General features: G+C 72.0%; 20 protein-coding genes and 1 riboswitch. Of the genes, 11 read left to right on the top strand and 9 right to left on the bottom strand.

The genetic code is table 11. The features are described from left to right. Positions 1–2: 2 nt before the first annotated feature. The 6 genes from BM342_RS13660 to BM342_RS13635 form a co-directional block, all read right to left on the bottom strand. A complete protein-coding gene (locus BM342_RS13660) occupies positions 3–1007 on the bottom strand; it encodes a carbohydrate ABC transporter permease (RefSeq protein WP_092967143.1) in 1005 nt (334 codons plus the stop codon). After that, positions 1007–1918, bottom strand: coding sequence for a carbohydrate ABC transporter permease (locus BM342_RS13655; RefSeq protein WP_092968608.1), 912 nt, complete (start codon positions 1916–1918; stop codon positions 1007–1009). The genes BM342_RS13660 and BM342_RS13655 overlap by 1 nt, the downstream gene beginning before the upstream one ends. A gap of 199 nt (positions 1919–2117) precedes the next feature. Then, positions 2118–3410, bottom strand: coding sequence for an ABC transporter substrate-binding protein (locus BM342_RS13650; RefSeq protein WP_092967141.1), 1293 nt, complete (start codon positions 3408–3410; stop codon positions 2118–2120). 135 nt (positions 3411–3545) lie between these two features. Next, the gene (locus BM342_RS13645; RefSeq protein WP_177232196.1) at positions 3546–4574 is read right to left on the bottom strand and encodes a LacI family DNA-binding transcriptional regulator; all 1029 of its coding nucleotides are present in this window, start codon (positions 4572–4574) and stop codon (positions 3546–3548) included. Between the two features lie 236 nt (positions 4575–4810). Beyond that, positions 4811–5830 carry a GNAT family N-acetyltransferase gene (locus BM342_RS13640; RefSeq protein WP_092967137.1) on the bottom strand — a complete coding sequence of 340 codons (1020 nt, stop codon included), beginning with the start codon at positions 5828–5830 and terminating at the stop codon, positions 4811–4813. 134 nt (positions 5831–5964) lie between these two features. After that, a complete protein-coding gene (locus tag BM342_RS13635; RefSeq protein WP_255368804.1) occupies positions 5965–6954 on the bottom strand; it encodes a GlxA family transcriptional regulator in 990 nt (329 codons plus the stop codon). 385 nt (positions 6955–7339) lie between these two features. After that, positions 7340–7451: riboswitch (TPP riboswitch) on the top strand. On the opposite strand from BM342_RS13635, the gene thiM reads away from it, so the two are divergent. The 10 genes from thiM (at position 7441) to BM342_RS13585 (ending at position 20091) form a co-directional block, all read left to right on the top strand. Beyond that, the gene (thiM, locus tag BM342_RS13630; protein WP_092967135.1) at positions 7441–8415 is read left to right on the top strand and encodes a hydroxyethylthiazole kinase; all 975 of its coding nucleotides are present in this window, start codon (positions 7441–7443) and stop codon (positions 8413–8415) included. (Overlaps the previous riboswitch by 11 nt.) Next, complete coding sequence (gene thiE / locus BM342_RS20310) at positions 8412–9110, top strand: thiamine phosphate synthase (RefSeq protein WP_092967133.1); 699 nt, start codon at positions 8412–8414, stop codon at positions 9108–9110. The genes thiM and thiE overlap by 4 nt, the downstream gene beginning before the upstream one ends. A 107-nt stretch (positions 9111–9217) precedes the next feature. Further along, a complete protein-coding gene (locus BM342_RS13620) occupies positions 9218–10747 on the top strand; it encodes a bifunctional hydroxymethylpyrimidine kinase/phosphomethylpyrimidine kinase (protein WP_369823164.1) in 1530 nt (509 codons plus the stop codon). Between the two features lie 118 nt (positions 10748–10865). Then, positions 10866–11525 (top strand): NAD(P)H-binding protein, encoded by a 660-nt coding sequence (locus BM342_RS13615; protein WP_092967129.1) that lies wholly within the window; start codon positions 10866–10868, stop codon positions 11523–11525. 4 nt (positions 11526–11529) lie between these two features. Next, complete coding sequence (locus BM342_RS13610; RefSeq protein WP_092967127.1) at positions 11530–12561, top strand: FUSC family protein; 1032 nt, start codon at positions 11530–11532, stop codon at positions 12559–12561. After that, positions 12561–15521: an aminotransferase gene (locus tag BM342_RS13605; protein ID WP_092967125.1), complete on the top strand. Its 2961-nt coding sequence runs from the start codon at positions 12561–12563 to the stop codon at positions 15519–15521. The genes BM342_RS13610 and BM342_RS13605 overlap by 1 nt, the downstream gene beginning before the upstream one ends. A gap of 125 nt (positions 15522–15646) precedes the next feature. Beyond that, positions 15647–16573 (top strand): TspO/MBR family protein, encoded by a 927-nt coding sequence (locus tag BM342_RS13600; RefSeq protein WP_255368803.1) that lies wholly within the window; start codon positions 15647–15649, stop codon positions 16571–16573. 9 nt (positions 16574–16582) lie between these two features. Continuing rightward, positions 16583–18214, top strand: a complete 1632-nt coding sequence (locus BM342_RS13595; RefSeq protein WP_092967123.1) for an alpha/beta hydrolase — start codon at positions 16583–16585, stop codon at positions 18212–18214. 9 nt (positions 18215–18223) lie between these two features. After that, a complete protein-coding gene (locus BM342_RS13590) occupies positions 18224–19345 on the top strand; it encodes a DUF2207 domain-containing protein (protein ID WP_092967121.1) in 1122 nt (373 codons plus the stop codon). Then, positions 19342–20091 carry an alpha/beta hydrolase family protein gene (locus BM342_RS13585; protein ID WP_092967119.1) on the top strand — a complete coding sequence of 250 codons (750 nt, stop codon included), beginning with the start codon at positions 19342–19344 and terminating at the stop codon, positions 20089–20091. The genes BM342_RS13590 and BM342_RS13585 overlap by 4 nt, the downstream gene beginning before the upstream one ends. A gap of 82 nt (positions 20092–20173) precedes the next feature. On the opposite strand, the gene BM342_RS13580 is transcribed toward BM342_RS13585, so the two are convergent. After that, complete coding sequence (locus BM342_RS13580; protein WP_092967117.1) at positions 20174–20974, bottom strand: SDR family oxidoreductase; 801 nt, start codon at positions 20972–20974, stop codon at positions 20174–20176. A 102-nt stretch (positions 20975–21076) separates the two neighbouring features. Beyond that, positions 21077–23353, bottom strand: a complete 2277-nt coding sequence (locus tag BM342_RS13575) for an ATP-binding cassette domain-containing protein (RefSeq protein WP_092967115.1) — start codon at positions 23351–23353, stop codon at positions 21077–21079. 94 nt (positions 23354–23447) lie between these two features. Between BM342_RS13575 and BM342_RS13570 the strand changes: the two genes are divergently transcribed. After that, positions 23448–25061 (top strand): molybdopterin-dependent oxidoreductase, encoded by a 1614-nt coding sequence (locus tag BM342_RS13570; protein WP_177232195.1) that lies wholly within the window; start codon positions 23448–23450, stop codon positions 25059–25061. A gap of 20 nt (positions 25062–25081) precedes the next feature. Here BM342_RS13570 and BM342_RS13565 read toward each other — a convergent pair whose 3' ends face one another. Continuing rightward, complete coding sequence (locus BM342_RS13565) at positions 25082–25309, bottom strand: RNA-binding S4 domain-containing protein (protein ID WP_092967113.1); 228 nt, start codon at positions 25307–25309, stop codon at positions 25082–25084. Positions 25310–25352 lie beyond the last annotated feature (43 nt).

Raw genomic sequence — 25352 nt, 5'->3', positions numbered from 1 at the left:
CGTTACTTGACCGCGCCCGCGGTGATGCCGCGCGTGAGCGTGCGCTGGAAGATGAGGAAGAAGATCAGCGTGGGGATCACGCCGAGCAGCGCCGAGGCGCTCGTCGTCGTGACGTCCATGAGCCGGTCGCCCTGCAGCGTCGTGATCGCCACCGGAACGGTCTGGTTGTCGTTGGAGATCAGGAACGTCAGCGGGATGAGGAACTCGTTCCACGTCCAGATGAAGAAGAAGATGAGCAGCACCGAGAGCGTGCCCTTGCTGATCGGCAGCACGACCTTGATCAGGGTGCGCAGCTTGCCGGCTCCGTCGAGCGCGGCCGCCTCGAGCACCTCCTTCGGGAACGTGCCGAACACGCTCGAGAGCAGGTAGGTGCCGAACGCCGCCTGGATCACCGTGAAGATGATGATGATCGCGAGCTGCGTATCGTAGAGGCCCACCGCCTTGAACATGTAGTACAGCGGGTAGAGCAGCGCCTCCTGCGGAATGAGGTCGGCGAGCAGGAACAGCAGCAGGATCCAGGTGCGGTACTTCACGCGCCCGATGCCGAGCGCGTACGCGTTCAACACCGAGAGGGCGACCGCGAGCACGGCGACCGAGCCCGAGATGATGAAGCTGTTCCAGAGCTTCTGCGGAAAGTCGACGCGGGTCCAGAAGTTCACGAGGCCGTCGAAGTAGAGCTCCTTCGGCAGCATGAGCGGGCCCGACGTGTTGTAGTCCTCGGGCGACTTGAACGAGTTGATCAGGATGAGGATGAACGGCACCGCGACGAGCAGGCCGAACAGGATCGCGAGCCCGAGCCACACCCAGTCCTTCGCGGTCTTCTTCGTCTGCGGCGAGCGGTCGCGCGGAGGCTTCGAGCGACGGATGCCGCGGCGCGAGCCTCGGTCGCGACCCGACTCGATCAGGTCGGCGCCGACGAGCGGCACCCCGCCGGCGCCGGAGGCCGACAGCGGCGTGAGGGGTGCGGGTGCGGTGTCCCGCGGGGCAGTGGCTTCGGTGTGCGACATCAGCGCTCACCCTCCTGTCGTTCGACGCGGGCCTGCAGTCGGATGAACCCGATCGCGACGAGCACCACGACGACGGTCAGCGCCGTCGCGATCGTGGCGCCGTAGCCGACCTGCTGGCTCTGGAAGAACTGGATGTACGAGTAGTAGCTCGGCACGATCGTGGCCGTGCCCGGCCCGCCGCCGGTCAGGGCGTAGATGGGGCCGAACACCTTGAGGGCGGCGATCGTGCAGGTCAGCGTCACCACGAAGATCTCGGGGCGGATCGCCGACACCGTGATGTAGCGGAACCGCTGGAACCAGCCGGCGCCGTCGAGCTCGGCGGCCTCGTAGAGCTCGGGGTCGACGCGCTGCAGGGCGGCCATGAAGATGACAACGGGGTAGCCGATCTGCACCCAGACCATGACGGCCATGATCGAGAGCATCGCCGTGTCGGGGCTGCCGAGCCAGTTGTGCTGGAGAGCACCGAGACCGACGGTCTCGAGCATGGTGTTCAGCGCGCCGTTCTCGGGGCGGAGGATCCAGCCGATGACGATCGCCGCGATGGCGACCGGCAGGATCTGCGGCAGGTAGTAGGTGGCGCGCAGGAAGCTGGCGAGGCGACCGCCGAATTTGCGGCCGATGACATCGAAGAGCAGGGCGGCGAGCACGAGTCCGAGCAGCGTCGGGATGATCACCATGGCGACGATCATCGAGAGCGAGTTGCGGAACGAGGCCCAGAACTTCTGGTCCTGGAACAGCTCGATCCAGTTCTCGAGGCCGATGAACTCGGGCGGGCGGACGCCCCGCCAGTCGGTGAAGCTGAGGTACACGTTCCAGACGAGCGGAATCAGGATGATGAACGTGAACAGCAGCAGGCCCGGGATCAGGAAGAACCAGAACCCGCTGGATCGCACGCCCGAGATGGCACTCATGCCGTCGGTGCGCCGCGACCCACGAGGTCGCGCGGCGAGGGTGGAGACCACGATGGTTCCTTTCGATGGAGAGCTCGGTGGGAGCTTTCGGTGGAGCGCTGGCTGAACCGTCACGCGGTTCGGCCGGTGCCTCCCGGCCGGCGGGCGTCGGGCGTCGTGTCCGGATCGACGACGCCCGCCGGTCGGGGGCGTGAGCGGGTCAGCCGATGATGTCGGCGACGCCGTCCTCGTAGTCGGTGCCGAGCTGCTCGAGCGTCTGCTCGGGCGTCAGGGTGCCGTTCACGAGTTCCTGCAGGGCTCCGACGAGCTGGTCGTAGAAGTTCGGCGTGGGCCAGTCGGGGTAGAACGCGAGCCCGTCGGCGGCGACGACCTCGTTGAACTCGGTGATGAGCGCGGCGGACTTCTCATCGGTGATGTCGGCGGGGTCGGCCGCGACCGGGATCGAGCCGTTGTTCCCGATCAGCGCCTGGATCTCGGGGCGCATCGTGATGTCGATGAACTTGTAGGCGAGGTCCTTGTTGGCCGCGTTCTCGGGCACGACCCAGATGTTGCCCGACGAGCCGGGCACGAGCTGCGACTCGGGGAACGCGAACGTGTCCCACTCGAAGGTCGTGGCCTCGTTGATGACGCGGCCGGCCCACCAGGAGCCCGACACCATCATCGGGTACTCGCCGCTCATGAAGCCGACGCCCATGTCCTCGGCCTTGAGGCCGGTGGAGTCCTTCGAGATCCAGCCGTTGTCGACGTACTCGACGATCTTGTCGGCGGCGTAGGTCAGCTCGGGCCCCTGCCAGTCGACGGGGTTCTCGTAGAGCTGGTAGTCGTTCACGAACTGGCGGTCGGCCTTCGACAGGGCGAGCTGGTAGAAGAGCTGTCCGAGGGGGTACTCGGCGCCGGCCTGCGCGAGGGGCGTCGTGCCGTCCTTCGCGAACGCGTCGAGGATCTCCTCGAACTCGGCGTACGTCGTGGGTTCGGCGAGACCCTTCTCGTCGAAGGCGGTCTTGTTGTAGTAGACGGTGACGTACTCGCCGTAGTTCGGCACGCCGTACCAGGGGCCCGAGCCCATGATGCCCTCGTCGGAGTACTTGGCCGTGGTCTGCAGCGACGGGGCGAGCAGGTCGTCCCAGCCGTACTCCTCGACGGCGTCGGTGATGTCGGCGAGCAGGCCCTGGCTCGCGAGGAGGCCGGCGGTGGCGTTGCCCTTGGGCGACTCCATGACATCCGGGGCCTCGTTGGAGTTGAGCACCTGGCTGGCGGTCGAGCGGATCTGCTCGAAGCTCTTGTCCTCGTACTCGACGGTGGCGCCGGTCTCCTCCTCGAAGATCTCGATGGCCTTGTTCCAGGCGATGCCGACATCGCTGTCGGTGCCCTCGAAGTGCCAGAGCTTCAGGGTGTTCGGGTCGGACCCGCCGCCCGTCGAGCAGCCGGTGAGCAGTGCGGCCGTCGCGGCCAGTGCTGCGACGGCGCCGATGCCGCGCTTGGTGATTCCCATGGTGCGTTTCCTCTCGTGGGTGCAGCTTGGTGTGGGGTGTGGTGGTGCTCGTGCGAAGAACCGTCGAAGCGCTTCGACGATGCGCAGCGTTCGACTCGGTCGTTCGGTTCGATTGGATTTCGTGAAGCGGATGTCTCAGAGCCGCGGTCGTGCGACCGATCCGCGATGCTCGGTGACGGGGGTGATGAGTTCGACGCCGAGGGCGTCTGCCCCGCGCACCTGGCGCAGGGCCGACTCGACCGCGATGCGGCACATCAGGTCGAGTGGCAGGGGAATGCAACTGAGTGGGATCACGAGGTGCGACGTGTCGTAGCTCGCGCACGCGGCGAACAGGGACAGGTCGCGCGGCACGTCGAGGCCGCGCTCGCGCACCCGGCGCAGCACCGCCTCGACGACCGGCTCGTTGCAGTGGAAGACCACGGCGGTGAGCTCGGGCGACACCTCGAGCAGTTCGTCGAAGGCCCGCTCGGCGGCGCCGCGCGCGAGCGTCGGCGACACGACGGTGAGGCGGATGCCACGGGCCGCCGCCTCGGCTTCGAGCCCGGCGTTGAACCGCTGCACGAAGCCGGTGCCCCGCTCGAGGTAGGTCGGCGGGTGGCCGACGACCCCGATCGAGCGATGCCCGGCCTCTGCGAGCGTCTCGACGGCGAGCCGACCCGCGTGCTCGAAGTCGAGGTCGACGCACGCGACGCCCTCGCCCAGGTCGCCGTCGCCCGATCCTCCGGGCTCGCCGACCACGCCGGGGATGCCGATGAACGCCGCGGGCAGCTTCGCGCGGCGCACGATGTCGACGCGCTCATCATGGGCCTTGACGCCCATGGCCACGACGCCGTCGACGAGCGAGGACGCGGCGACCCGGCGGATTCCGGAGACGTCGTCGTCGGTGGCGAGCAGCAGCACGTCGTAGTCGTGCCTGCGCGCCGTGTCGACGACCGCGGTGACGAATCGCATGTGCGTCGGCAGGTGCCCGTCGGTGTGGATAGGCGCAGAGAGCGCGAGGATGTTCGTCGTCGTGCCGGCGAGCATGCGAGCGCCGGCGTTGGGCTCGTAGTCGAGCTCGCGAATGGCGGCCTCGATGCGCTGGCGGGTCGAGGCGGCGATCGTGCGCTTGCCCGAGAGGGCGTAGGAGACGGTCGAAATGGAGACGCCTGCAACCTTGGCCACATCACTGATCGTCGCCATCTCGGTACCCCCCTTTGGACCCCTCGGTTCGTCGGAGCGGTGTCAGGATTCGACGGATTCGAAGCGCTTCGACGACGTGAGAGTGAGAGTACGTGATGCCCCGCGCCGCGCGCAAGTCTTTTGTTGCAGCAAACCACAATTCGGTTGGCGTGCCGGCTCGGATCGCCCGGGATTCCGCCCGCCTCCGCAGGGGCCGCACCGACGTCAGGACCTCGACGTCAGGACGCCGGGGCCAGCACGTCGAGCACGAGCCGGCGATGCCCGCCGACGATGGCGTACCCGGCTCGAGCGTTGAGATGCGCGATCGGCGCGTTGGACTCGGCCCACTCCGTCGTGAGGATGCGCACGCCGTCGGCCACGAGCTCGCGATCGAGTCGGGACTTCATCGCCGCCGCGATCCCACGGCCGCGGATGTCGCGGGCCACGCCGGTGTACTCCAGGTAGGCCCGGTCGGGGTCGCCGTCGGCCACCGCGTGGCTGAGGCCGACGAGCCGATCCGCCTCGAACGCGAGCACCAGCCACTCGGCGCGGAACGCATCGGCATCGAAGACCTCGCGACGCCAGTCGTCGAAGTCGGGGACGGCTTCGACGTGGCCCGGATTGTCGACCAGCGTCGCGACGACGAGGGCGTGCAGGGCGCGCTGCACGTACCGGATGCACTGCGGATCGCCGTCGCGCTCGATGCGGTCGTAGGTGTCGAGCTCGACCCCGTGCGGCGGCGGCACGGTCGGGGCCGCAGGCACCGGCACCCCGATCGCCGACGTGCGCGCGAGCGCGCGCTCGCCCGCGACCACATGCGCCTCCTCGCGGAATCCCGCCCCGATGAGGAGGTCGTGGCGATCGCGCTCGTGGTCGTCGACCGTCGTGCGCAGGCGTGCACCGCCCACCAGCGCGAGCCAGGACACCTGGTCGGCGAGCACGAGTGCGAGCGCCTCCCGGCCGCGTTCGCCGTCGGCCGCCCGGATGTCGCTGAAGACGTCGCCCGGTCGCGCCAGCCCCGTGCGCCAGACGAGGGCGCGTGCCGTCACGCCCTGGGCCTCGCGCGCGATGAGGTGGCGGCTGCCCTCGCCGGTCGCGAGGCCGGCGGCGTCGGCCGTCATGCCATCGCGCGCCGGAAGCCCGGCCAACGCGGCGAGGAGTCCCTCGGCGTCGATCGGCGTGCCGAACGACTCGGTCAGCAGGTCGGCCAGGTCGGAGGCGTGCGCGTCGGCGAACTCCTCGATGTGCATCGCTGCCATGCGGGGCGCCTCCGGCTCTCGTCGTCAAGAAACTTACTGACATGTTAGTAAGCACTGCATGGCGAGCGGAAGAGGGTTCCGTCCATCGACGAGCGAAGCGGCTCGAGGCCCGTCGGACCGACCGCGGCAGGCCCCTACTCGACCGGCGAGCGGAACGTGTGGCGGTACTCGATCGGCGACGTGCCGAGCACGCGGTGGAAGTGCAGTCGCAGGTTCGCGCCCGTGCCGAGCCCGACGCGCGCCGCGATCTGCTCGACGCCGAGGTCGGTGCGCTCGAGCAGCTCGCGCGCGAGGTCGACGCGCGCCCGCAGGATCCACTGCATGGGCGTGTACCCGGTGTCCTCGACGAACCGACGCGAGAACGTGCGGGTCGACACGTTCGCGTTGCGCGCCAGGTCGGCGAGCGTCAGGGGCTCCTCGATGCGTTCGAGCGCCCAGTGCCTCGTCGCGGCGAACAGCTCGCCGAGGTCGTCGGGCAGCGCACGCGGCACGTACTGCGCCTGGCCGCCGCTGCGGTACGGCGCCGCCACGAGCCTGCGGGCGACGTGGTTCGACAGCGCGACGCCGTGGTCGCGGCGCACGAGGTGCAGGCAGAGGTCGATGCCGGACGCCGCACCCGCCGAGGTCAGCACGCGGCCCTCGTCGACGAACAGCACGTTCTCGTCGACCTGCACGAGCGGATGCCGCGTGGCGAGCGCCTTCGTGTAGTGCCAGTGCGTCGTGGCGCGGCGTCCGTCGAGCAGCCCGGTGGCCGCGAGCGCGAACGCCCCCGTCGAGATCGCGGCGAGCCGCGCACCGCGCTCGTACGCGGCCCGGAGTGCTTCGACGACCGCGGCCGGCGGCGGCTCGACATCCGGATGCCGGTATCCCGGGATGAAGATCGTCTCGGCCCACTCGAACGCCTCGAGCCCGTCGGCCACGTGGTACGAGAGCCCGTCACCGCCGGTCACCGGCCCGGGCGCCGCGCCACACACGCGCACCTCGTACGGCATCGACGCGCGGGTCGTGAAGATCTGCGCCGGGATGCCGACGTCGAGCGGCTTCGCGCCCTCGAGCACGAGCACCGCGACTCGGTGCGGGCGCTTGGCCCGCATGGTGCGATCGGCGTCGGCTTGCGCGTTCATACGGCCAGCCTGCCACTGCCCGCAACTTCCTCGCCACGCCGCGGCGCGGCATCCGCCGATCGCACGCCATCGCGCGGACCCATATGGTCGCTTCCACGCTCGCATCGCGACCTTCTGCGTCCGCGCGGCGGTGTGAGAGATGGCGCGCGGAGGACGTGACGGACCCGCCGGGCCCGTGGAGGAACGTCACGGTGCAGCCCGGCGCATTCGGAGATCGTCCGGCGACGGACCGCCCACCCGGCGGGTCGTTCCGAGCAAGCTAGCCCGAGGCGCACCGAACCACCAGACCCCGACCGAAGGCGCACCCCGAACTGGGGTGCCACGCGGCACGACCGTCGGCGACCGGCCCCGTGCCCCGTGCACCGCGGCCGGGGCTAGGCTGGCGGGCAGTGACACGGGGTGCCGCACCTGCTCCGACCGGGGCGAGCGCGGCTGAGAACACACCCGTCGAACCTGATCTAGTTCGGACTAGCGAAGGGATGTCGCGTGAGCGAACGTCTGCGTATCGACCCTGCCCACCTCACCACGGCGAGCGCCGCCCTGCTCGACCGGTTGCGCGAGCATCCGCCGCTCGTGCACTGCATCACGAACGCCGTAGTCACCAACTTCACCGCGAACGCACTGCTCGCGATCGGCGCGGCGCCCGCGATGGTCGACATCCGCGAGGAGTCCGGAATGTTCGCCGGCATCGCGGGCGGCCTGCTCGTGAACCTCGGCACGCCCGCCGAGGAGCAGCGCGACGCCGCGCGCGAGGCGGTGGCCGCGGCATCCGTCGCCGGCACGCCCTGGGTGCTCGACCCGGTCGCGATCGGCGCACTGCCCGTGCGCACGGCGCTCGCGCACGAGCTCGTGGCAGCCGGACCGACCGCGATCCGCGGCAACGCGAGCGAGATCATCGCGCTGGCGGGTGCCGGGGCCGGCGGGCGCGGGGTCGACGCCGCCGACAGCACGGATGCCGCGGCCGACGCCGCGACCTCGCTCGCCCTCGCGCACGGCTCGGTCGTCGCGGTGTCCGGCCCGGTCGACCTCATCACCGACGGGCACCGCACGGCGCGCATCGCGAACGGCGACGCCCTGCTCACCCGCATCACGGGCGGCGGCTGCGCGCTCGGGGCTGTGACGGCCGCCTTCCTGGCCGCGAGCCGCGGCGCGGCCGATGCATCGGCCCAGCCCGGAGCATCCGGCTCGACGGGCACGGCCGGCACGGCCGACGCCGCGCGACCGGGAGCCGACGACGCCCTGCTCGCCGACCCCTTCGTCGCGACCGTCGCGGCGACCGTCGTCTACACGGTCGCCGCCGAGCTCGCCGCGGCGCGTTCCGCCGGTCCGGGCTCGTTCGCCCCGGCGTTCCTCGACGCGCTCGCGCTCGTCACGCCCGACCAGGTGCTCGCGCGGGCGAGCATCACGGTGACGGATGCCGCGGCATCCGTCGACCTCGCCTCCGAGCCGGTGAACGCATGAGCGCGCACCCGACATCGACGACCGGTCGCGCTGCCGACGGGGCCCGTCGGTCCCTCGACCTGTCGGTCTACCTCGTGACGGATGCCGCGCTCTGCGGCCCGCGCGGCGTCGCGTCGGTCGTCGCGGAGGCGGTCGACGGCGGCGTGCGCGCGGTGCAGCTGCGCGACAAGGCGGCCTCCATCGACGACCTGCTGCGTCAGCTCGAGGCGCTCTCCGCCGCGATCGACGGGCGGGCCGCGCTGCTCGTGAACGACCGCGTCGACGTCGCGCTCGCCGCACGCGAGCGGGGCCTGCCGGTCGACGGCGTGCACGTCGGACAGGGCGACGCCGCGGCATCCGCCGCCCGCGACCTGCTCGGCGACGACGCGATCATCGGCCTCACCGCCAACTCGCCCGAGCATCTCGCGAGGCTCCGACGTCAGGCGCGTCGCGAGGTCGACTACCTCGGCGTCGGCGTGATCCGCCCCACGACGACGAAGGCCGACCATCCGCCGGCGATCGGCGTCGACGGGTTCGCACGGTTCGCCGCCGACGCCGAGCTGCCCTGCGTCGCGATCGGCGGCATCACGCTGGCGGATGTCGCGGCACTCCGTGAGTCGGGGGCGGCGGGCGTCGCCGTGGTGTCGGCGATCTGCGCCGCACCCTCACCGCGCGATGCGGCCGCTGCCTTCGTCGCCGCGTGGGGTGCCCGATGATCGCGGGAGCGTCGGCCGTCCCGCGGGAGAATCCCGTTCTCTCGCCGGAGTCCCGCACGGCCGCGAACCCGGCACGGCACCGGGATTCCAGCGCGCCGACCCGGCGGGTGCCCCGCGTTCTCAGCATCGCGGGCAGCGACCCGTCGGGCGGCGCCGGCGTGCAGGCCGACCTGAAGTCGATCGCAGCGATCGGCGGCTACGGCATGTCGGCGATCACCGCGTTGACCGCGCAGAACACCCGCGGGGTGCGCAGCGTGCACGTGCCGCCGTCGCAGTTCCTCGCCGAGCAGCTCGACGCGATCTCCGACGACATCGCGGTCGACGCCGTGAAGATCGGCATGCTCGCGAACGCCGAGGTGATCGGCGTGGTCGCCGACTGGCTGCGGCGCACGCGCCCGCGCGTGGTCGTGCTCGATCCCGTGATGGTCGCGACGAGCGGCGACCGCCTGCTCGCCCCCGACGCCGAACGGGCGCTGCGCGACCTGCTGCCGCTCGCCGACCTCATCACGCCGAATCTGCTCGAGCTCGCGGTGCTCGCGACCGCTGCCGCAGGCGACGCCGCAACGGGTGCGCGGGCATCCGCGCCGGCTTCCCCGCCCGTCGGCCCTGCGGCGACCTGGGCCGAGGCGATCGCACAGGCCGAGGCGCTCTCGGCGGCGACCGGTGCGCGCGTGCTCGCGAAGGGCGGGCACCTGTCGGGCGCGGAGGCACCCGACGCGCTCGTGCACGCGGCATCCGCCACCGTCGTGGAGTTCGCGGGCGAGCGCATCGCGACCACCGCGACGCACGGCACCGGATGCTCGCTCTCGTCGGCGATCGCGACCCTGCAGGCCGAGCTCGGCGACTGGACGGCGGCGGTGACCGAGGCCCGCCGCTGGCTGCGCGAGTCGCTGCGGCACGGCGAAGCGCTCGAGGTCGGCGGCGGACACGGCCCCGTGAGCCACTTCGCCGGCCTGTGGGCCCGTGGTGGCCTGCGCACCGCGCCGACGCCCGCAGAGATCGAAGCCGAGTGGTGGAGCGGCATCGCCGACGTGCGTGCGGCGATCGACGACCTGCCGTTCATCCGCGCCCTCGCCGACGGCACGCTCGAACGCGAGCCGTTCCTCGGGTACCTCGCGCAGGACGCCCTGTACCTGCGCGACTACGCGCGCGTGCTCGCCGAGGCGTCGCGACTGGCTCCGGATGCCGCGGGCCAGGCGTTCTGGGCGCAGTCCGCGCACGGGTCCCTCGTGGGCGAGCTCGAACTGCACACCGGCTGGCTCGAGGCCGAGACGTTCACCGCCGAGCCCGACCCCACGACGACGGCGTACCTCGACCACCTGCTCGCGACGGGCGCTCGCGGCGACTACGCCGTGCTCGCCGCGGCGGTGCTGCCGTGCTTCTGGATCTACGTCGACCTCGGCGAACGCCTCGCGGCCGGGGAGTTCGGGCAGCGGGCCCTCGACCCCGAGCATCCGTACGCGTCGTGGCTCGAGACCTACGCCGACCCGGCCTTCGCGGGCGCGACGCGCGAGGCGATCGCGCTCGTGACCCGCGAGGCGGCCGCGGCGACGCCCGAACGTCGCGAGGCCATGCGTCGCGCGTTCCGGGCATCGGCCGGGCACGAGCTCGCGTTCTTCGCGGCGCCGCTCGGCTGACGGCGCCGCTCGCGTGACGGCGCCGCTCGCGTGACGGCGCCGCTCGCGTGACGCAGCACGGCGGCCCTCCACGGCGGGTGCGGTTGCGCCCCGGTCGGCATCCGCGTTGACTGGTGGCATGCGCGTCGTCATCGCCGGAGGTCACGGCAAGATCGCCCTCATCCTCGAGCGGCTGCTCGCCGACGACGGGCACGACCCCGTCGCGCTCATCCGCAACCCCGCCCACGCGGCCGACGTCGAGGCGGCCGGTGCGGCCGCGGTCGTGCTCGACCTCGAGGCGGCCTCCGTCGACGAGGTCGCCGCGGTCCTCGCGGGCGCCGACGCGGTGGTCTTCGCGGCGGGAGCCGGGCCGGGCAGCACCGCCGAGCGCAAGCTCACGGTCGACCGCGACGGGGCGATCCTCCTCGCCGATGCCGCGAAGGTCGCGGGCGTGCCCCGCATCGTCGTCATCTCGGCGATGCGCGCCGACGACTTCGACGCGGCATCCGACGACGTGTTCCAGATCTACCTGCGGGCCAAGAGCGAGGCCGACGCCGCGGTGCGCGCGAGCGGCCTCGACTTCACGATCGTGCGGCCTGGGGCCCTGACCGACACGCCCGCAACGGGGTTCGTCGTGGCCGACACGACGCTGCCGCGGGGCTCGATCAGTCGGGCGGATGTCGCGGCGACCGTCGCCGCGGTGCTCACGACGGGGGCGGCCTCACGCCGGCAGTTCGAGCTCACCGAGGGCGGACTGCCGATCGCGGGCGCCCTCGCCGCACTGCCCGATCCCGCCTGAGCCGATGGCCGTCCTCGACAACCTGCGGACGTCCAAGCGCCTACCGGTGCTCCAGGTCCTGAAGACCTCGGTCGCGACGATCGCCGCGTGGCTCATCGCGGGCGCCCTGATCCCGGCGCAGCTGCCCGTGTTCGCGGCCATCGCCGCCCTGCTGGTCGTGCAGCCGAGCGTGAACCAGTCGCTCGGCAAGGGCATCGAGCGTTCGATCGGCGTGCTGCTCGGCGTCATCGTGGCCTCGTCGCTGGCCTTCGCGTTCGGCGACAGCTCGTGGATCGTGCTCGTCGCCGTGCTCGTGGCGATGGCGATCGCGTGGGTGCTGAAGGTGAGCCCCGCCACCGGCAACCAGGTCGCGATCTCGGCCATGCTGACGCTCGCGCTCGGCGCCTCGACCCCCAACTACGCGCTCGACCGGGTGCTCGAGACCCTCATCGGCGCCGCGATCGGCATCATCGTGAACGCGGCGATCGTGCCGCCCGTGGCGATCGCCCCGGCGAGGCGCGAGGCCGCCCTGCTCGGCGGCGAGCTCGCGGCATCCGCCGATCGTCTCGCTCGGGCCCTCGAGACCAAGCAGACGCGCGCCGACATCGAGGCGCTCATGATCGAGGCGCGCCTGCTGCGGCCGATGCGCGAGGCGGCCGACGCGGCGATCGCCGCTGGCACCGAGTCGCTCACGCTGAACCCGCGCCGGTCGGCGCATCGCGAGGAGCTCGCCCAGCTGCGCGAACTGCTCGACCAGCTCGGCCCGATCGTGACGCAGCTCATCGGCATGACCCGTGCGTTCGCCGACCACTACGACGCGTCGCTGCACGACGAGCCGACGGTCAAGGCGATCGCCGAGCAGCTGCACCGGGTCGCCCACGACATCCGGCTGGCCGCGCGCGTGGCCCAGCCCGAACCCGAACCCATGACCTCGACCGTGCCCGCGCTCACCTCGGCGCTCGTCGTGCACCCCCCGACCTCGTCGCACTGGATCCTCATCGGATCGCTGATGGAAGACCTGCGACGCATCCGCGAAGAACTCGGAGCCGAATCCTGATGACCGACCAGCACCGCCCCCTCGGGTTCGACTTCTTCGGGGCGGGCGAGCTGCCCGCCCCGAACCTGCCGGCCGAAGAGGTCGTCGCGCTCCTGCGCACGCACTGGGGCCTCGACGTCGAGGTGCGGTCGCTCGGCAGCCAGCAGGACCAGAACTTCCTCGCGGTGCGCGTTCCCACCGTGGGGGGCTCGAACTCGGCGAAGCGCCCGATGGGCGTCGTGAAGGTCACGAACCCGGCGTTCACCGCGACCGAGCTCGCCGCTCAAGACGTCGCCGCGACGCGCATCGCGGCGCACGCCCCGACGCTCCGCATCGCGACCACGACGACGGATGCCGCGGGCCGTCCGCGCTCGATCGTCGCCGACACGAGCGAGGGGCCGCTCAGCATCCGCCTCATCGAATTCCTCGACGGCGGAACCCTGCACGGCGACGCATACCTCTCGCCGTATGCGATCGCCCGCATGGGCGAGCTCGCCGCGCACGTGAGCCTCGCCCTCGCCGACTTCGAGCACGACGGCCTCGATCGCGCGTTGCAGTGGGACCCGCGTTTCGCCGACCGCGTGGTCGACCTGCTCGCCCCGCACCACCCGGATGCCGACCGGCGCGCCCGGGTGACGGATGCCGCGGCGGCCGCCTGGACCACGGTCGCCGCCCTCGCGGGCGACCTGCCGATGCAGGCCGTGCACCTCGATCTGACCGACGACAACGTCGTGCGCGCGGTCGACGGGAAAGCGGGCGGCGGCCTGCCCGACGGCCTCATCGACTTCGGCGATGTGACCCGCTCGTGGGCGGTCGCCGAGCTCGCGATCACCGTCTCGTCGGTGCTGCACCACGCGGGCGCCGAGCCCGTCTCGGTGCTGCCCGCGATCCGCGCGTTCCACGCACTGCGGCCGCTCTCGGCCGCCGAGGTCGCGGCGATCTGGCCGCTCGTCGTCGTGCGCGGCGCGGTGCTCGTCGTGAGCGGCGAGCACCAGGTGATGCTCGACGGCGGCGAGAACGCATATGCCGCCGACGGCATCGAGCGCGAGTGGCGCATCTTCGAGCAGGCCGTGTCGGTGCCGAGTGAGGTCATGACCGCGGTGATCGCGGCCGAGCTCGGCGTCGAACGTGCGGCACGCGCGGCCGCGACGGGCACGTTCGGAGTCCAGTTGCCCGGCCTCGACACCTCGGCGGCCGTGCGGCTCGATGTCTCCCCCGAGTCCGACGCGGTCGACGCCGGAGCGTGGCTCGACCCCGAGCTCGAGGAGCGCCTCGCGCTCGCGGCGCTCGACGCCGGCGCGCCCGCGGCCTGGCTTCCGCGTGCGACGCCCCGCCTCACCGAGAGCCGCATCCGGTCGGCCGACTCGGCCGCCACGATCCCGACGGGCGTCGACGTGTGGTTCGCCGAGGCGCCGATCCTCGAGGTGGTCGAAACGCGGTCCTCCGACACGCGCCTGGTCGTCGAGGTTCCGGGCCCGGGCAGACCCGACCAGCCGATCGCCGACGGGCTTCCGGCCCGAACGCGCGTCCGCATCCGCCTCGAGCGCGCCCACGGACCGGCCGTGCCGCACCTCGTTCGCCCCGAGTACGCCGGAGGGTGGCTCGCGCAGACGCTCGACCCCGCGCCGATGCTCGGGCTCGCGACATCCGCTCGCCTGCCTTCCTCGACGGGCGCCGGGGCGGCCGGCACGGAGCCCGACGCCGCCGCGCTCCTCGCCCGCCGCGACGCGAGCTTCGCCGAGGTGCAGGAGCACTATTACGACGCCCCGCCGCGCATCGAGCGCGGGTGGCGCGAACACCTCGTCGATGTCGAGGGGCGCACCTACCTCGACATGGTGAACAACGTGACGCCGCTCGGGCACGGGCACGTGGGCGTCGCCGACGCGGTGAACCGGCAGCTGCGCCGGCTGAACACGAACTCCCGCTTCCACTACGGCGCGGTCGTCGAGTACGCCGAACGCCTCGCGGCCCTCGCGCCCGACCCGCTCGACACCGTGTTCCTCGTGAACTCGGGCTCCGAGGCGGCCGACCTCGCGATCCGCGTGGCCCTCGCCGCGACCGGACGACGCGATATCGTCGCGATCCTCGAGGCGTACCACGGCTGGACCTACGCCTCCGATGCCGTGAGCACCTCGGTCGCCGACAACCCGAACGCGCTCGCGACCCGGCCCGACTGGGTGCACGGGGTCGATGCACCGAACCCGTTCCGCGGGGTGCATCGTGGGGCGGATGCCGCGCGCTACGCGCCGGAGGCCGCGGCCGTGATCGCCGGGCTCGCCGCCGACGGGCGGGCACCCGCCGCCTTCATCGCCGAGACGTTCTTCGGCAACGCCGGCGGCATCCCGCTGCCCGACGACTACCTCGCCGAGGTGTACGCGGCCGTGCGCGCCGCCGGCGGCCTCGCGATCGCCGACGAGGTGCAGGCCGGCTTCGGACGACTCGGGCACTGGTTCTGGGGTTTCGAGCAGCAGGGCGTCGTGCCCGACATCATCGCCGTGGCCAAGGCGGCCGGCAACGGCTACCCGCTCGGCGCGGTCATCACGACGCGCGAGATCGCGGCGCGGTTCCGCACCCAGGGCTACTTCTTCTCGTCGACGGGCGGCAGCCCCGCATCGAGCGTCGCCGGCCTCGCGGTGCTCGACGCGTTCCGCGACGAGGGCCTGCAGCGCAACGCGCTCGACGTGGGCACGCGACTCAAGCAGCGTCTCGAAGGGCTCGCCGCGCGGCATCCGCTCATCGGAGCCGTGCACGGTCTCGGCCTGTACCTCGGCGTCGAGTTCGTGCGCGACCGGGAGACCCTCGAGCCGGCGACCGCCGAGACCGCCGCGATCTGCGACCGGTTGCTCGAGCTCGGGGTGATCATGCAGCCGACCGGCGACCATCAGAACGTGCTGAAGACCAAGCCGCCGCTCTGCCTCGACGACGAATCCGCCGACTACTTCGTCGCGATGCTCGACCGGGTGCTCACCGAAGGCTGGTGACGCAGGTCGCGGGTGCGCCTGTCAACCCCTGCGAGTCATCGCGGTGTTCGGAGCCCGTCGACGGTCGTCTGCCTAGGGTGGGGATATCCGACCGGGATCCCACGACGACGACGGCAGGAGCGACGATGACGAATCGCGAACACACGGACCATGCGCCGGGCGCCGACCTGCACGACGGCGATGCCCGGAGCCACGGCGCCCCGCAGCGCGGTGCGCCGCACGGCGGGCCGCAGCACGACGCCGCGGACCAGACGGGCCGGGGCGACCTGATCCGGCAGCTCGCCGTCGCGGTCAGCGCAGTGATCGCCGTCGTCGGCTCGTTCATCGGATCGGGCGCGGCCGGCGGGCAGCGCGTGCAGGATGCCGCGGGCGGCGCCCTCGCCGCCGACGCGACGCTGGTGGCGCCCGGCGGCGGCGCGTTCGCCGTCTGGTCGCTCATCTACTTCGGCCTGCTCGCCTACGCGGTGTGGCAGTTCCTGCCGGCGCAGCGCACGGCCGAACGGCATCGCCGGCTCGGCCCGTGGGTCTCGGCCTCGCTGCTGCTGAACGCCGCATGGATCCTCAGCATCCAGTTCGACCTGCTGTGGCTCAGCGTGCCGATCATCGTCGCTCTGCTGGTCGTGCTCGTCATGGCCTTCCGGATCACGCTGAGCCTGCGCCCCGGGAGCACCAATGATGCGCTCGTGACGGACGGCACGATCGGCCTCTACCTCGGATGGGTGTGCGTCGCGACCATCGCGAACATCGCCGCGGTGCTCGTCGCGGCAGGGTTCGACGGCTTCGGCCTGCCTCCCGAGACCTGGGCGGTCGGCCTCGTCACGGTCGGCGGACTCCTGGGCATCGGCCTCGCCGTCTGGGACCACGGACGCCTGGCCCCTGCGCTCTCGCTGTGCTGGGGCCTCGCCTGGATCGCGGTCGCCCGCCTCACCGACGAGCCGGCCTCGGTCGTCACGGGGGTCGCGGCGATCATCGCGGTCGTGGCCGTCGTGCTCGCAACCGTGGCGATGCGCGTCGTCGCGATGCGCGGGCACCCGCTGAGACCGCGCGGGTAGGCTGCGGGAATGCCCGCACGCGCGTTCCGCCGCGGCGATCGCACGATCGTCGTCCATGAGACGTCGCGTGCCTCGGAGCATCCCCCGCGGGCAGCGCCCGCCGGCCGGCTCGAGGGCGGTCCGGAGTCCGAGCGGGCGTTCGTGCTCGTGCACGGCCTCGGCATGGCGGCGGAGTACTGGGGCGACCTCGCCGAACGGCTCTCGACGAGCGGACGGGTGCTCGCCCTCGACCTGCCGGGGTTCGGCGACGCGCCCGAACCGTCGCGACCGCTCTCGATCGCGGAGACCGCGGACCTGCTCGCCGAACTCCTCGAGCACGAGGGCTTCGGAGGCGGCCCCTCGCCCGTGCTCGTCGGCCACTCCGCAGGCGCGCAGGTCGTGGCAGACCTCGCGGCGCGGCATCCGCAACTCGTCGACCGGATCGTGCTCGTCGACCCGTCGGTGAACCCCCGCGAACGGACCCTGGCCCGCCAGACCGCGCGCCTCCTGCAGGACGTCGCCGTCGTCGACCCGGTCGCTCTCGCTCGCGGCGCGCGCGCCTACGCCGAGGCGGGCCTGCCATGGGTGCTCGCGAACCTGCGCCCCATGCTCGATCACCGGATGGAGCTCGTGCTGCCCCACGTGCGCGCCGAGGTGCTCGTGATCCGCGGTGAGGACGACCGGGTCGTGCCGCGCGCCTGGGCGCAGGCGGTCGCATCGCTGGCGCCGCACGCGCGGTACGCCGAGGTGCCCGGCCGCGGACACGAGGTCGTCGCCCGCCATGCCGGCCCGCTCGGCGCCCTCATCGCCGCGCACGCCCGCGGGGATGCGACGGGGCGGGTGCTCGCCCCGCACGAACGACGGCTCGCCCTGTCGTGGTCGCTCGGCGGCAGCACCACGACGCGCATCGGCTGGGTGCTGCGCGACTACGGGTACGGCATCCGCTGGCGCCTCGCCCAGCTCGTCGCGGGCGACCCGCCCGCGAAGTGGCGCGACGGCGATCCGGCCCTGCCCGACGTGGTGCTCGTGCCGGGCGTGCACGAGCACTGGAGCTTCCTCACCAACCTCGCCGAGGCGCTGAACGAGGCGGGGCACCGCATCACGATCGTGCACGGCCTCGGCATGAACCGTCGGCCGGTGCCCGAGACGTCGCGCAGGCTGCAACGAGCGCTCGCGCGCGTGCCTGCGCCGCCGGCCGGCCGCGTGATCGTCGCCCACAGCAAGGGCGGACTGATCGGCAAGCACCTCCTGACCGACCTCGAACGGGGAACCGGGCCGTTCGGTGCCGATGGCGCCGACCTGCTCGACGTGCAGGGCGCCGCGACGCTCGCCGCGCCGTTCTCGGGTTCGGCGCGCGCACGATGGTTCCTCGATCCGAGCATGCGGGCCTTCCTCCCGACCGATGCCACGATCCTCGAACTCCAGCGCGATGCCGCCGTGAACGCGCGCATCGTCTCGATCTTCGGCACGCTCGACGCCCACGTGACCGAGGGCAGCGCGCTCGCCGGCGCGACCAATGTGATCGTGCCCGCAGCCGGGCATTTCCGGCTCACGGGGTCGCCGGCAGCGCATCGCGCGGTCATCGACGCCGTCGCCGCGCTCGCCCGTCACACGCGGACGCAGGAAGATGCCCTTCCGCGGGGCGTCCGCGCCGATCCCTAGACTGGGCGCGTGCTCGCCACCGTCATCGTGTTCGCCATCGCCCCGGCGCTGGTCATCTTCGCTCTCGGAGTCGTCGCACGCTTCGCGTCGCGGCAGCGCGTGCACTCCCCCGTCGTGCAGTACACCCGTGCCCGGGGCGCCTCGGTGCTGCACGACGCGCTGCTCCTCGAGGCCGATCGGCGCGCCGCGGCGGCGGTGCTCGTCGACCTGGCGGTGTCGAGACGCATCCGCATCCTCGCGAACACGACGAAGCGCGCGCCGATCGGCGTCGAACTCCAGCCCGGCGTCGTCTTCACCGATGACGAGTACGCCGTGCTCGAGGCGATCTTCGGCCCCGAGCACACCGGCGAGCGCCTGCGCCGGTTCTCGTCGGATCGGCGCGCACTGGCATCCCGCCTGAAGGCCGTGGTGCGCGGCGCACACTACGCGCTGGCCCGCGCCGGGCTCGTGGCCGGGGCACGCATGTCGTGGCCGGGCACGACCCTCACCGTGCTCGCCTACCTCGGCATGCTCGTCGAGGGGCTGTTCATCGTCGCGGCACTCGGCTCGGCGGACTGGCCGGCCCTCATCGCGACCGTCGCCGCCCTCGCCGTGACGATCGCCACGATCATCGTGACGCCCGCCTCGTGGCGCCGGTTCCTGCCGCCGTCGCACGGACCCCGCGAGCACCTCGACGGTTTGCGCCAGTACCTCGAGCTCGCCGAGGCCGACCGCCTCCGCGTGCTCCAGTCGCCGGCCGGCGCCCGACTCGTGCCCGTGCCGCAGACGGCGGATGCCTCGAACCCGACCGCCACCGCGCCCGGCGCCCCCGCGGCATCCGGTGCCCGGGCTCGTTTCCACCTGCACGAGCGGCTTCTGCCCTACGCCGTGCTGTTCGGCCTCGAGCGGGCATGGATCGCGGCGCTGCAGCTCGATCTCGGCACGCTGCGCGGCACGAACCGAGATGCGGTCGGCGAGCTGGTCGACGGCACCGCCGAAGCCGCCGAACTCGCCCTGCACCTCGACTCGCTCGAGCTCCTCGTCGCGCACGCGCCGAGGCTCGCGATGGACCTCGGCGACCTCGTCGATGCGAAGGGCACCGTGATCGACCTCGCCGACGGCCTCGGCGACCTGTTCAGGATCCTCGAATGACCGATCGAGCCGTGCGCATCGACTTCACCGGAGCAGCGGATGCCGCGGGCTCGCCCGCAGCCGACTCCGCGGGCCTGGTCGGCGGCGTCGGGTCGGTCGCCGGGCTCTTCTCGCGACCCGACGGCGCCTGGGCCACGCTCGTCGTCGCACACGGCGCGGGCACCGGCATGGAGCATCCGTTCCTCGCGGGATTCTGCTCGGCCGTGCAGGCGCAGGGCGTCGCGACCCTGCGCTTCGACTTCCCGTACCGCGAGGCGGGGCGCAAGTTCCCCGATCGCCCTCCGGTCGCGATCGCGACCTGGCGGGCGGCGTACGAGTTCGCCCGCGCCCGAGCCGTCGAAGCCGGAGCGCCCGACGAGCCGATCTGGGCCTCTGGCAAGTCGTTCGGCGGGCGCATGGCGTCGATGGCCGTCGCCGAGGGGCTGCCCGCGGCCGGCCTCGCCTTCCTCGGCTACCCGTTGCATCCGCCCGGACGCCCCGAGAAGGCGCGCGACGAGCACCTGCCCGACGTGGCCGCGCCGATGCTGTTCCTCCAGGGTCGCAACGATCCGTTCGCCGCGCCGAACGAGCAGCTCGACGACCTCGTCGCGCGCCTCCGTGCGGGCGGAAGCACGGTCGGGCTCGAGTGGATCGACGACGCCAACCACTCGTTCGAGATCAAGGGGCGCAAGCGAACCGCCCACGACATCGGAGCCTCGCTCGCGGCATCCGTCGTCACCTTCATGCGCGCGAACGCGCCCGCCTGAACGCCGACGCCGGGCCTCGACCGCTCGGGGAGAGCGGCAGGGCCCGGCGTGATCGTGGCCGGGTCGGTGATCGTGGCCGGGATCAGCCGCGGTCGAGCGCGCTCCAGATGTCGTCGCCGCGAAGCGTCGCGTCGGCGCCGCCGTCGACGTAGATCGTCTGGCCCGTGACGTGCGTGTTCTCCTCGCTCGTGAGCCAGGCGAGCAGGCGCGCGATGACGACCGCGTCGGAATGCCCGTTGAGCGGCATCGGCACGGCCGCATCGACCATGGCCCGGCCCTCTTCGGTCGCGAGCAGCGGAGCGGTCATCGGCGTCACGACGGTGCCGGGGGCAACCGCGTTCACGGGGATGCCCGCACCGGCGTACCGAGGCGCGATCGACTCGCGGCGCACCCAACGGCTGAGTGCGCGCTTCGACGACGGGTAGTTGAGGTATCCGACCTCTGGGCCCTGCTCGGCGAGCGACCCGCCGATCTCGAGCGCCTTCGCCTCGTCTCCCGCCAGCAGGGCGTCGACGAGCTCGGGCGAGTTCGGCTGCAGGCTCGCCATCGAGCTGACGACGGCGATGCGAGGTGCATCGGATGCCGCCAGGGTCGGCGCCAGCGCGTCGAGGAACTCGGTGACGCCGAAGAAGTTCACGGCGACCGTCAACGGGATGGGCGCCGAGATGCCGGCTGCCGCGATGACGGCGTCGACGGCGCCGCCGGAAGCCTCGACGACCGCCGCTGCGGCCGCCGTTCGCCCCTCGGCGGTGGACAGGTCTGCGGTGATGTCGGCGCCCTTGAGGTCGACGCCGATGACCCGGTCGCCGCGCTCGGCGAGGAGGGCCGCAGCGGCCGCTCCGATGCCCGATCCGGCGCCGGTGATGACATACGTTCTGCTCATGTCATCGACGCTACGCCGATGCGGGAGAGCCCCGCTTGAAGAGCAGATCGAACTGATTTCCAGCTGTGAATCGAGCGCTGACGGGGTGAGTGTGGGGAACGCTCAGGCGCCGACGTACGCCGCCAGATGCGTGGCGGTGAGCGTCGCGTCATCGGTCGCGGCCGAGGCAACGAGGTCGGCCGGCGTGCCCTCGAACACGATGCGCCCGCCGTCGCGTCCGGCACCGGGGCCGAGGTCGATGATCCAGTCGGCGTGGGCCATGACGGCCTGGTGGTGCTCGATGACGATGACCGAGTTGCCGTCGTCGACCAGTCGGTCGAGCAGCGCGAGCAGGCGATCGACGTCGGCCAGGTGCAGGCCGGTGGTCGGCTCGTCGAGCACGTAGACGGTGCCCTTCTTGGCCATGTTGATGGCGAGCTTGAGGCGCTGGCGCTCACCGCCCGAGAGCGTGTTGAGCGCCTGCCCGAGGCCGAGGTAGCCGAGGCCCACGTCGGAGAGCCGCTGCAGGATCACGCGAGCGGTCTTGTCGGCGAGGTACTCGAGTGCCGCGTCGACCGAGAGCGCGAGCACCTCGGCGATGTTCAGGCCGTTGAGCCGGTACTCGAGCACCTCGGCGGTGAACCGCTTGCCGCCGCACTCCTCGCACACGCTCGAGACGGTCGACATGGGACCGAGTTCGACGAACACGAGGCCGATGCCCTTGCAGTTCGGGCACGCACCCTCGGAGTTCGCGCTGAAGAGCGCCGGCTTCACGCCGTTCTCCTTCGCGAAGGCCTTGCGGATCGTGTCGAGCAGGCCCGTGTACGTCGCCGGGTTGGAGCGGATCGACCCTCGGATCGGCGACTGGTCGACCACGACGACCTGCTCGTGCCGGGGCACGTTGCCATGGATGAGCGACGACTTGCCCGAACCGGCGACGCCGGTGACGACCGTGAGCACGCCGAGCGGGACGTCGACGTCGACTCCGGTGAGGTTGTGCTGACGGGCTTCGCGGATCTCGATTGCGCCGGACGCCGTGCGCACCGTGTCGCGCAGCTTCGCCCGGTGATCGAGGTGCCGGCCGGTGAGCGTGTCGGAGGCGCGCAGCCCCGCGACATCCCCCTCGAAGCAGATCTGCCCGCCCCGCGAGCCCGCGCCGGGGCCGAGGTCGACGATGTGGTCGGCGATCTCGATGACCTCGGGCTTGTGCTCGACGACGAGCACGGTGTTGCCCTTGTCGCGCAGCTGCAGCAGCAGCCGGTTCATGCGCTGGATGTCGTGCGGGTGCAGGCCGACGGTGGGCTCGTCGAAGACATAGGTGACGTCGGTCAGGGCCGACCCGATGTGCCGGATCATCTTGACGCGCTGGGCCTCGCCGCCCGAGAGCGTGCCGGCCGGGCGGTCGAGGCTGAGGTAGCCGAGGCCGATCTCGACGAACGAGTCGACGTTCTGGCGGAGGTTGGCGATGAGCGGCGCGACGCTCGGGTCGTCGATCTCCGAGGCCCAGTCGGCGAGGTCGGAGATCTGCATCGACGAGGCCTCGGCGATGTTGATGCCGTTGACCTTCGACGAGAGGGCTTCGCGGTTGAGCCGGGCGCCGCCGCACTCGGGGCAGGTCGTGAACGTGAAGGCGCGATCGACGAAGGCACGGATGTGCGGCTGCAGCGAGTCGCGATCCTTCGACCCCATGCTCTTCTGGAGCTTCGGCACGAGCCCCTCGTAGGTCATGTTGATGCCCTGCACCTTGACCTTGGTCGGCTCCTTGCGCAGGAAGTCGTGCAGCTCGGTCTCGTCGTAGTCGCGGATCTTCTTGTCGGGGTCGAGGAACCCGCCCTCTGAGTAGATGCGCACCATCCAGCCGTCGGCCGTGTAGCCCGGGATCGTGATGGCGCCCTCGGCGAGCGACTTGTCGCGGTCGAAGAGCTCGTCGAGGTCGACGTCGTTGACCTGGCCGACGCCCTCGCAGCGCGGGCACATGCCGGCGGGCACGTTGAAGCTGAAGTGGAAGCTCGGGCCGACGTACGGGTCGCCGAGGCGCGAGAACAGGATGCGCAGCAGCGCGTACACATCGGTGGCCGTGCCGACGGTCGAACGCGAGTTCGCGCCCATGCGCTCCTGGTCGACGATGATCGCCGCCGAGACGTTGCGCAGGCTGTCGACCTCGGGCCGCGGCTGCGTGGTCATGAACGACTGGATGAACGTCGAGTACGTCTCGTTGATCAGGCGCTGCGACTCGGCCGCGATGGTGCCGAAGACGAGGCTCGACTTGCCCGAGCCGGAGACCCCGGTGAAGACGCTCATGCGCCGCTTCGGGATGTCGAGCGAGATGCCCTGCAGGTTGTTCTCGTGCGCGCCGCGCACCTCGATGAGATCGTGGGCGTCTGCGCTGTGCTCGCTCATGGGATCCGATTCTGGCAGTCGCCGCCGACATCCGCATCGGCGCGGCACACGCGACGCCAGCGTTGCGCTCAGGCCGCGCGCGTACGCTGTGCGCATGCCGAAGACGGAGGTTCGCACCGAGGGCGCGGTGACACGGTGGGTGCTGCCCGCGAGCGCGGGCGTGGCATCCGTGATCGCGGCCGCGGGCGTCGGCGAACTCGCCGCCGCACTGCTCGCGCCGGCGTCGAGCCCGTTCGCTGTCGTCGGCTCGCTGCTCATCGACCTCGCGCCGCCTTGGGCCAAGGATGCCGCGATCGCCCTGTTCGGCACCGCCGACAAGGCCGCGCTGCTCGTCGGCATCGCCATCGTGCTGCTCGCCGTCGCGGCGGGAGCCGGCGTGCTCGAGGCTCGCAGACCGCCGTGGGGGCAAGTGTTCTTCTGGGTGCTCGGCGGAGTCGGGGTACTCGCCGCGATGACCCGCGCGAACGCGTCGATGCTCGCGTTCGCGCCCGCCGCCCTCGCCGCCGTCGCGGGCGTCGTGACGCTGCGGCTGCTCGTGCAGCGGCTGCCGGGCTCGGTTTCGGCAGCGCGAGCGGATGCCGCGGTGCCGGCGTCGAGCGATGGGCGAAAGGATGCAGCGTCTCCGTCCCCGGCCCCGGCCCCGATCGACCGCAGGCGTTTCCTCGTCTGGGCGGGCGGAGCCGCCGCGATCGGCGCCCTCGCCGCCATCGGGGGTTACGCCCTGCAGGCCGGATCCCGCGCGGTGACGGCCGTGCGCCAGGCGATCCGGTTACCGGCCGCGGTGAACACGGCCCCGATACCGGCTGGAGCGGAACTCGGCCTCGACGGCCTGACGCCGGTCGTGACCCCGAACGCGCAGTTCTACCGCATCGACACGGCGCTCGCCGTGCCGGCCGTCGAGCCCGCGGACTGGAGCCTGCGGATCCACGGCGACGTCGAGCACGAGGTCGTGCTCACCTGGGACGAACTGCTGGCGCTGCCGCTCGAGGAATCGGTCACGACGCTCGCCTGCGTGTCGAACGAGGTCGGCGGCGGCCTCATCGGCAATGCGGTCTGGCTCGGCTACCCGATCCGCGAACTGCTCGCGCGCGCGGTTCCGGGTGCGGACGCCGACATGGTGCTCTCGCGCAGCATCGACGGGTTCACGGCGTCGACGCCGCTCGAGGTGCTGCAGGACGACCGCAACGCGATCCTCGCCGTCGGCATGAACGGCGAGCCGCTGCCCTCCGAGCACGGGTTCCCGGTGCGCATGGTCGTGCCCGGGCTCTACGGCTACGTGTCGGCGACGAAGTGGGTGACCGAGCTCGAGGTCACCAGGTTCGACGCGGCATCCGCCTACTGGACCGACCGCGGCTGGAGCGAGCGCGGCCCGATCAAGCTGCAGTCCCGCATCGACGTGCCCCGCTCTGGCCAGGGCCTCTCGGCCGGTCCCGTGGTCGTGGCAGGGGTCGCCTGGCACCAGCACGTCGGCGTCGCCGCGGTCGACGTGCAGGTCGACGACGGCCCGTGGCAGGCCGCGACGCTCGCCACCCCGATCTCGGCGGACACGTGGGTGCAGTGGCGCTTCGAATGGCAGGCGACCTCGGGCTCGCACACGCTCCGCGTGCGCGCCACGGGCGCCGACGGCGAGGTGCAGACGTCGAAGCAGCAGGGCGTCGTGCCCGACGGTGCCACCGGCCTGCACTCCCGCGACGTGAACGTGGGCTGACGGCCGCACGCATCCTCACCTCATGGGCGGACGCGCCGACGGTGCCCCTCGAACTCGACGACGTCGCCGTCGTGCAGCTGGCGCCCGCGCCGCAGGTCGACCTCGCCGTTCACGGTCACCATGCCCTCGGCGATGACCTCCTTGACCTCGCCGCCGGAGTCGAGGAGCCCGGCGAACTTCAGGAACTGCCCGAGGCGGATCATCTCGCCGCCGATCGATACGTCTTCGACCGAGCCAGGATTCGTCATCCCCGAATGCTAGTCGAGGCCGCAGGCCGACCGCCGAGCGTCA

It is taken from the genome of Agromyces sp. CF514 (genome assembly GCF_900113185.1).
GTDB lineage: Bacteria > Actinomycetota > Actinomycetes > Actinomycetales > Microbacteriaceae > Agromyces.
This window is presented reverse-complemented; position numbering and strand designations above follow the sequence as displayed.

Excerpts from the sequence above, each read along its gene's own strand:
- BM342_RS13615 (WP_092967129.1), top strand. The coding sequence starts at position 10,866 with ATGCGCGTCGTCATCGCCGGAGGTCACGGCAAGATCGCCCTCATCCTC.
- BM342_RS13595 (WP_092967123.1), top strand. The coding sequence starts at position 16,583 with ATGCCCGCACGCGCGTTCCGCCGCGGCGATCGCACGATCGTCGTCCAT.
- thiE (WP_092967133.1), top strand. The coding sequence starts at position 8,412 with ATGAGCGCGCACCCGACATCGACGACCGGTCGCGCTGCCGACGGGGCC.
- BM342_RS13650 (WP_092967141.1), bottom strand. The coding sequence starts at position 3,410 with ATGGGAATCACCAAGCGCGGCATCGGCGCCGTCGCAGCACTGGCCGCG.
- BM342_RS13640 (WP_092967137.1), bottom strand. The coding sequence starts at position 5,830 with ATGGCAGCGATGCACATCGAGGAGTTCGCCGACGCGCACGCCTCCGAC.
- BM342_RS13635 (WP_255368804.1), bottom strand. The coding sequence starts at position 6,954 with ATGAACGCGCAAGCCGACGCCGATCGCACCATGCGGGCCAAGCGCCCG.
- BM342_RS13570 (WP_177232195.1), top strand. The coding sequence starts at position 23,448 with ATGCCGAAGACGGAGGTTCGCACCGAGGGCGCGGTGACACGGTGGGTG.
- BM342_RS13655 (WP_092968608.1), bottom strand. The coding sequence starts at position 1,918 with ATGAGTGCCATCTCGGGCGTGCGATCCAGCGGGTTCTGGTTCTTCCTG.
- BM342_RS13660 (WP_092967143.1), bottom strand. The coding sequence starts at position 1,007 with ATGTCGCACACCGAAGCCACTGCCCCGCGGGACACCGCACCCGCACCC.
- BM342_RS13575 (WP_092967115.1), bottom strand. The coding sequence starts at position 23,353 with ATGAGCGAGCACAGCGCAGACGCCCACGATCTCATCGAGGTGCGCGGC.
- BM342_RS13565 (WP_092967113.1), bottom strand. The coding sequence starts at position 25,309 with ATGACGAATCCTGGCTCGGTCGAAGACGTATCGATCGGCGGCGAGATG.
- BM342_RS13600 (WP_255368803.1), top strand. The coding sequence starts at position 15,647 with ATGACGAATCGCGAACACACGGACCATGCGCCGGGCGCCGACCTGCAC.
- BM342_RS13585 (WP_092967119.1), top strand. The coding sequence starts at position 19,342 with ATGACCGATCGAGCCGTGCGCATCGACTTCACCGGAGCAGCGGATGCC.
- BM342_RS13610 (WP_092967127.1), top strand. The coding sequence starts at position 11,530 with ATGGCCGTCCTCGACAACCTGCGGACGTCCAAGCGCCTACCGGTGCTC.
- BM342_RS13580 (WP_092967117.1), bottom strand. The coding sequence starts at position 20,974 with ATGAGCAGAACGTATGTCATCACCGGCGCCGGATCGGGCATCGGAGCG.
- BM342_RS13605 (WP_092967125.1), top strand. The coding sequence starts at position 12,561 with ATGACCGACCAGCACCGCCCCCTCGGGTTCGACTTCTTCGGGGCGGGC.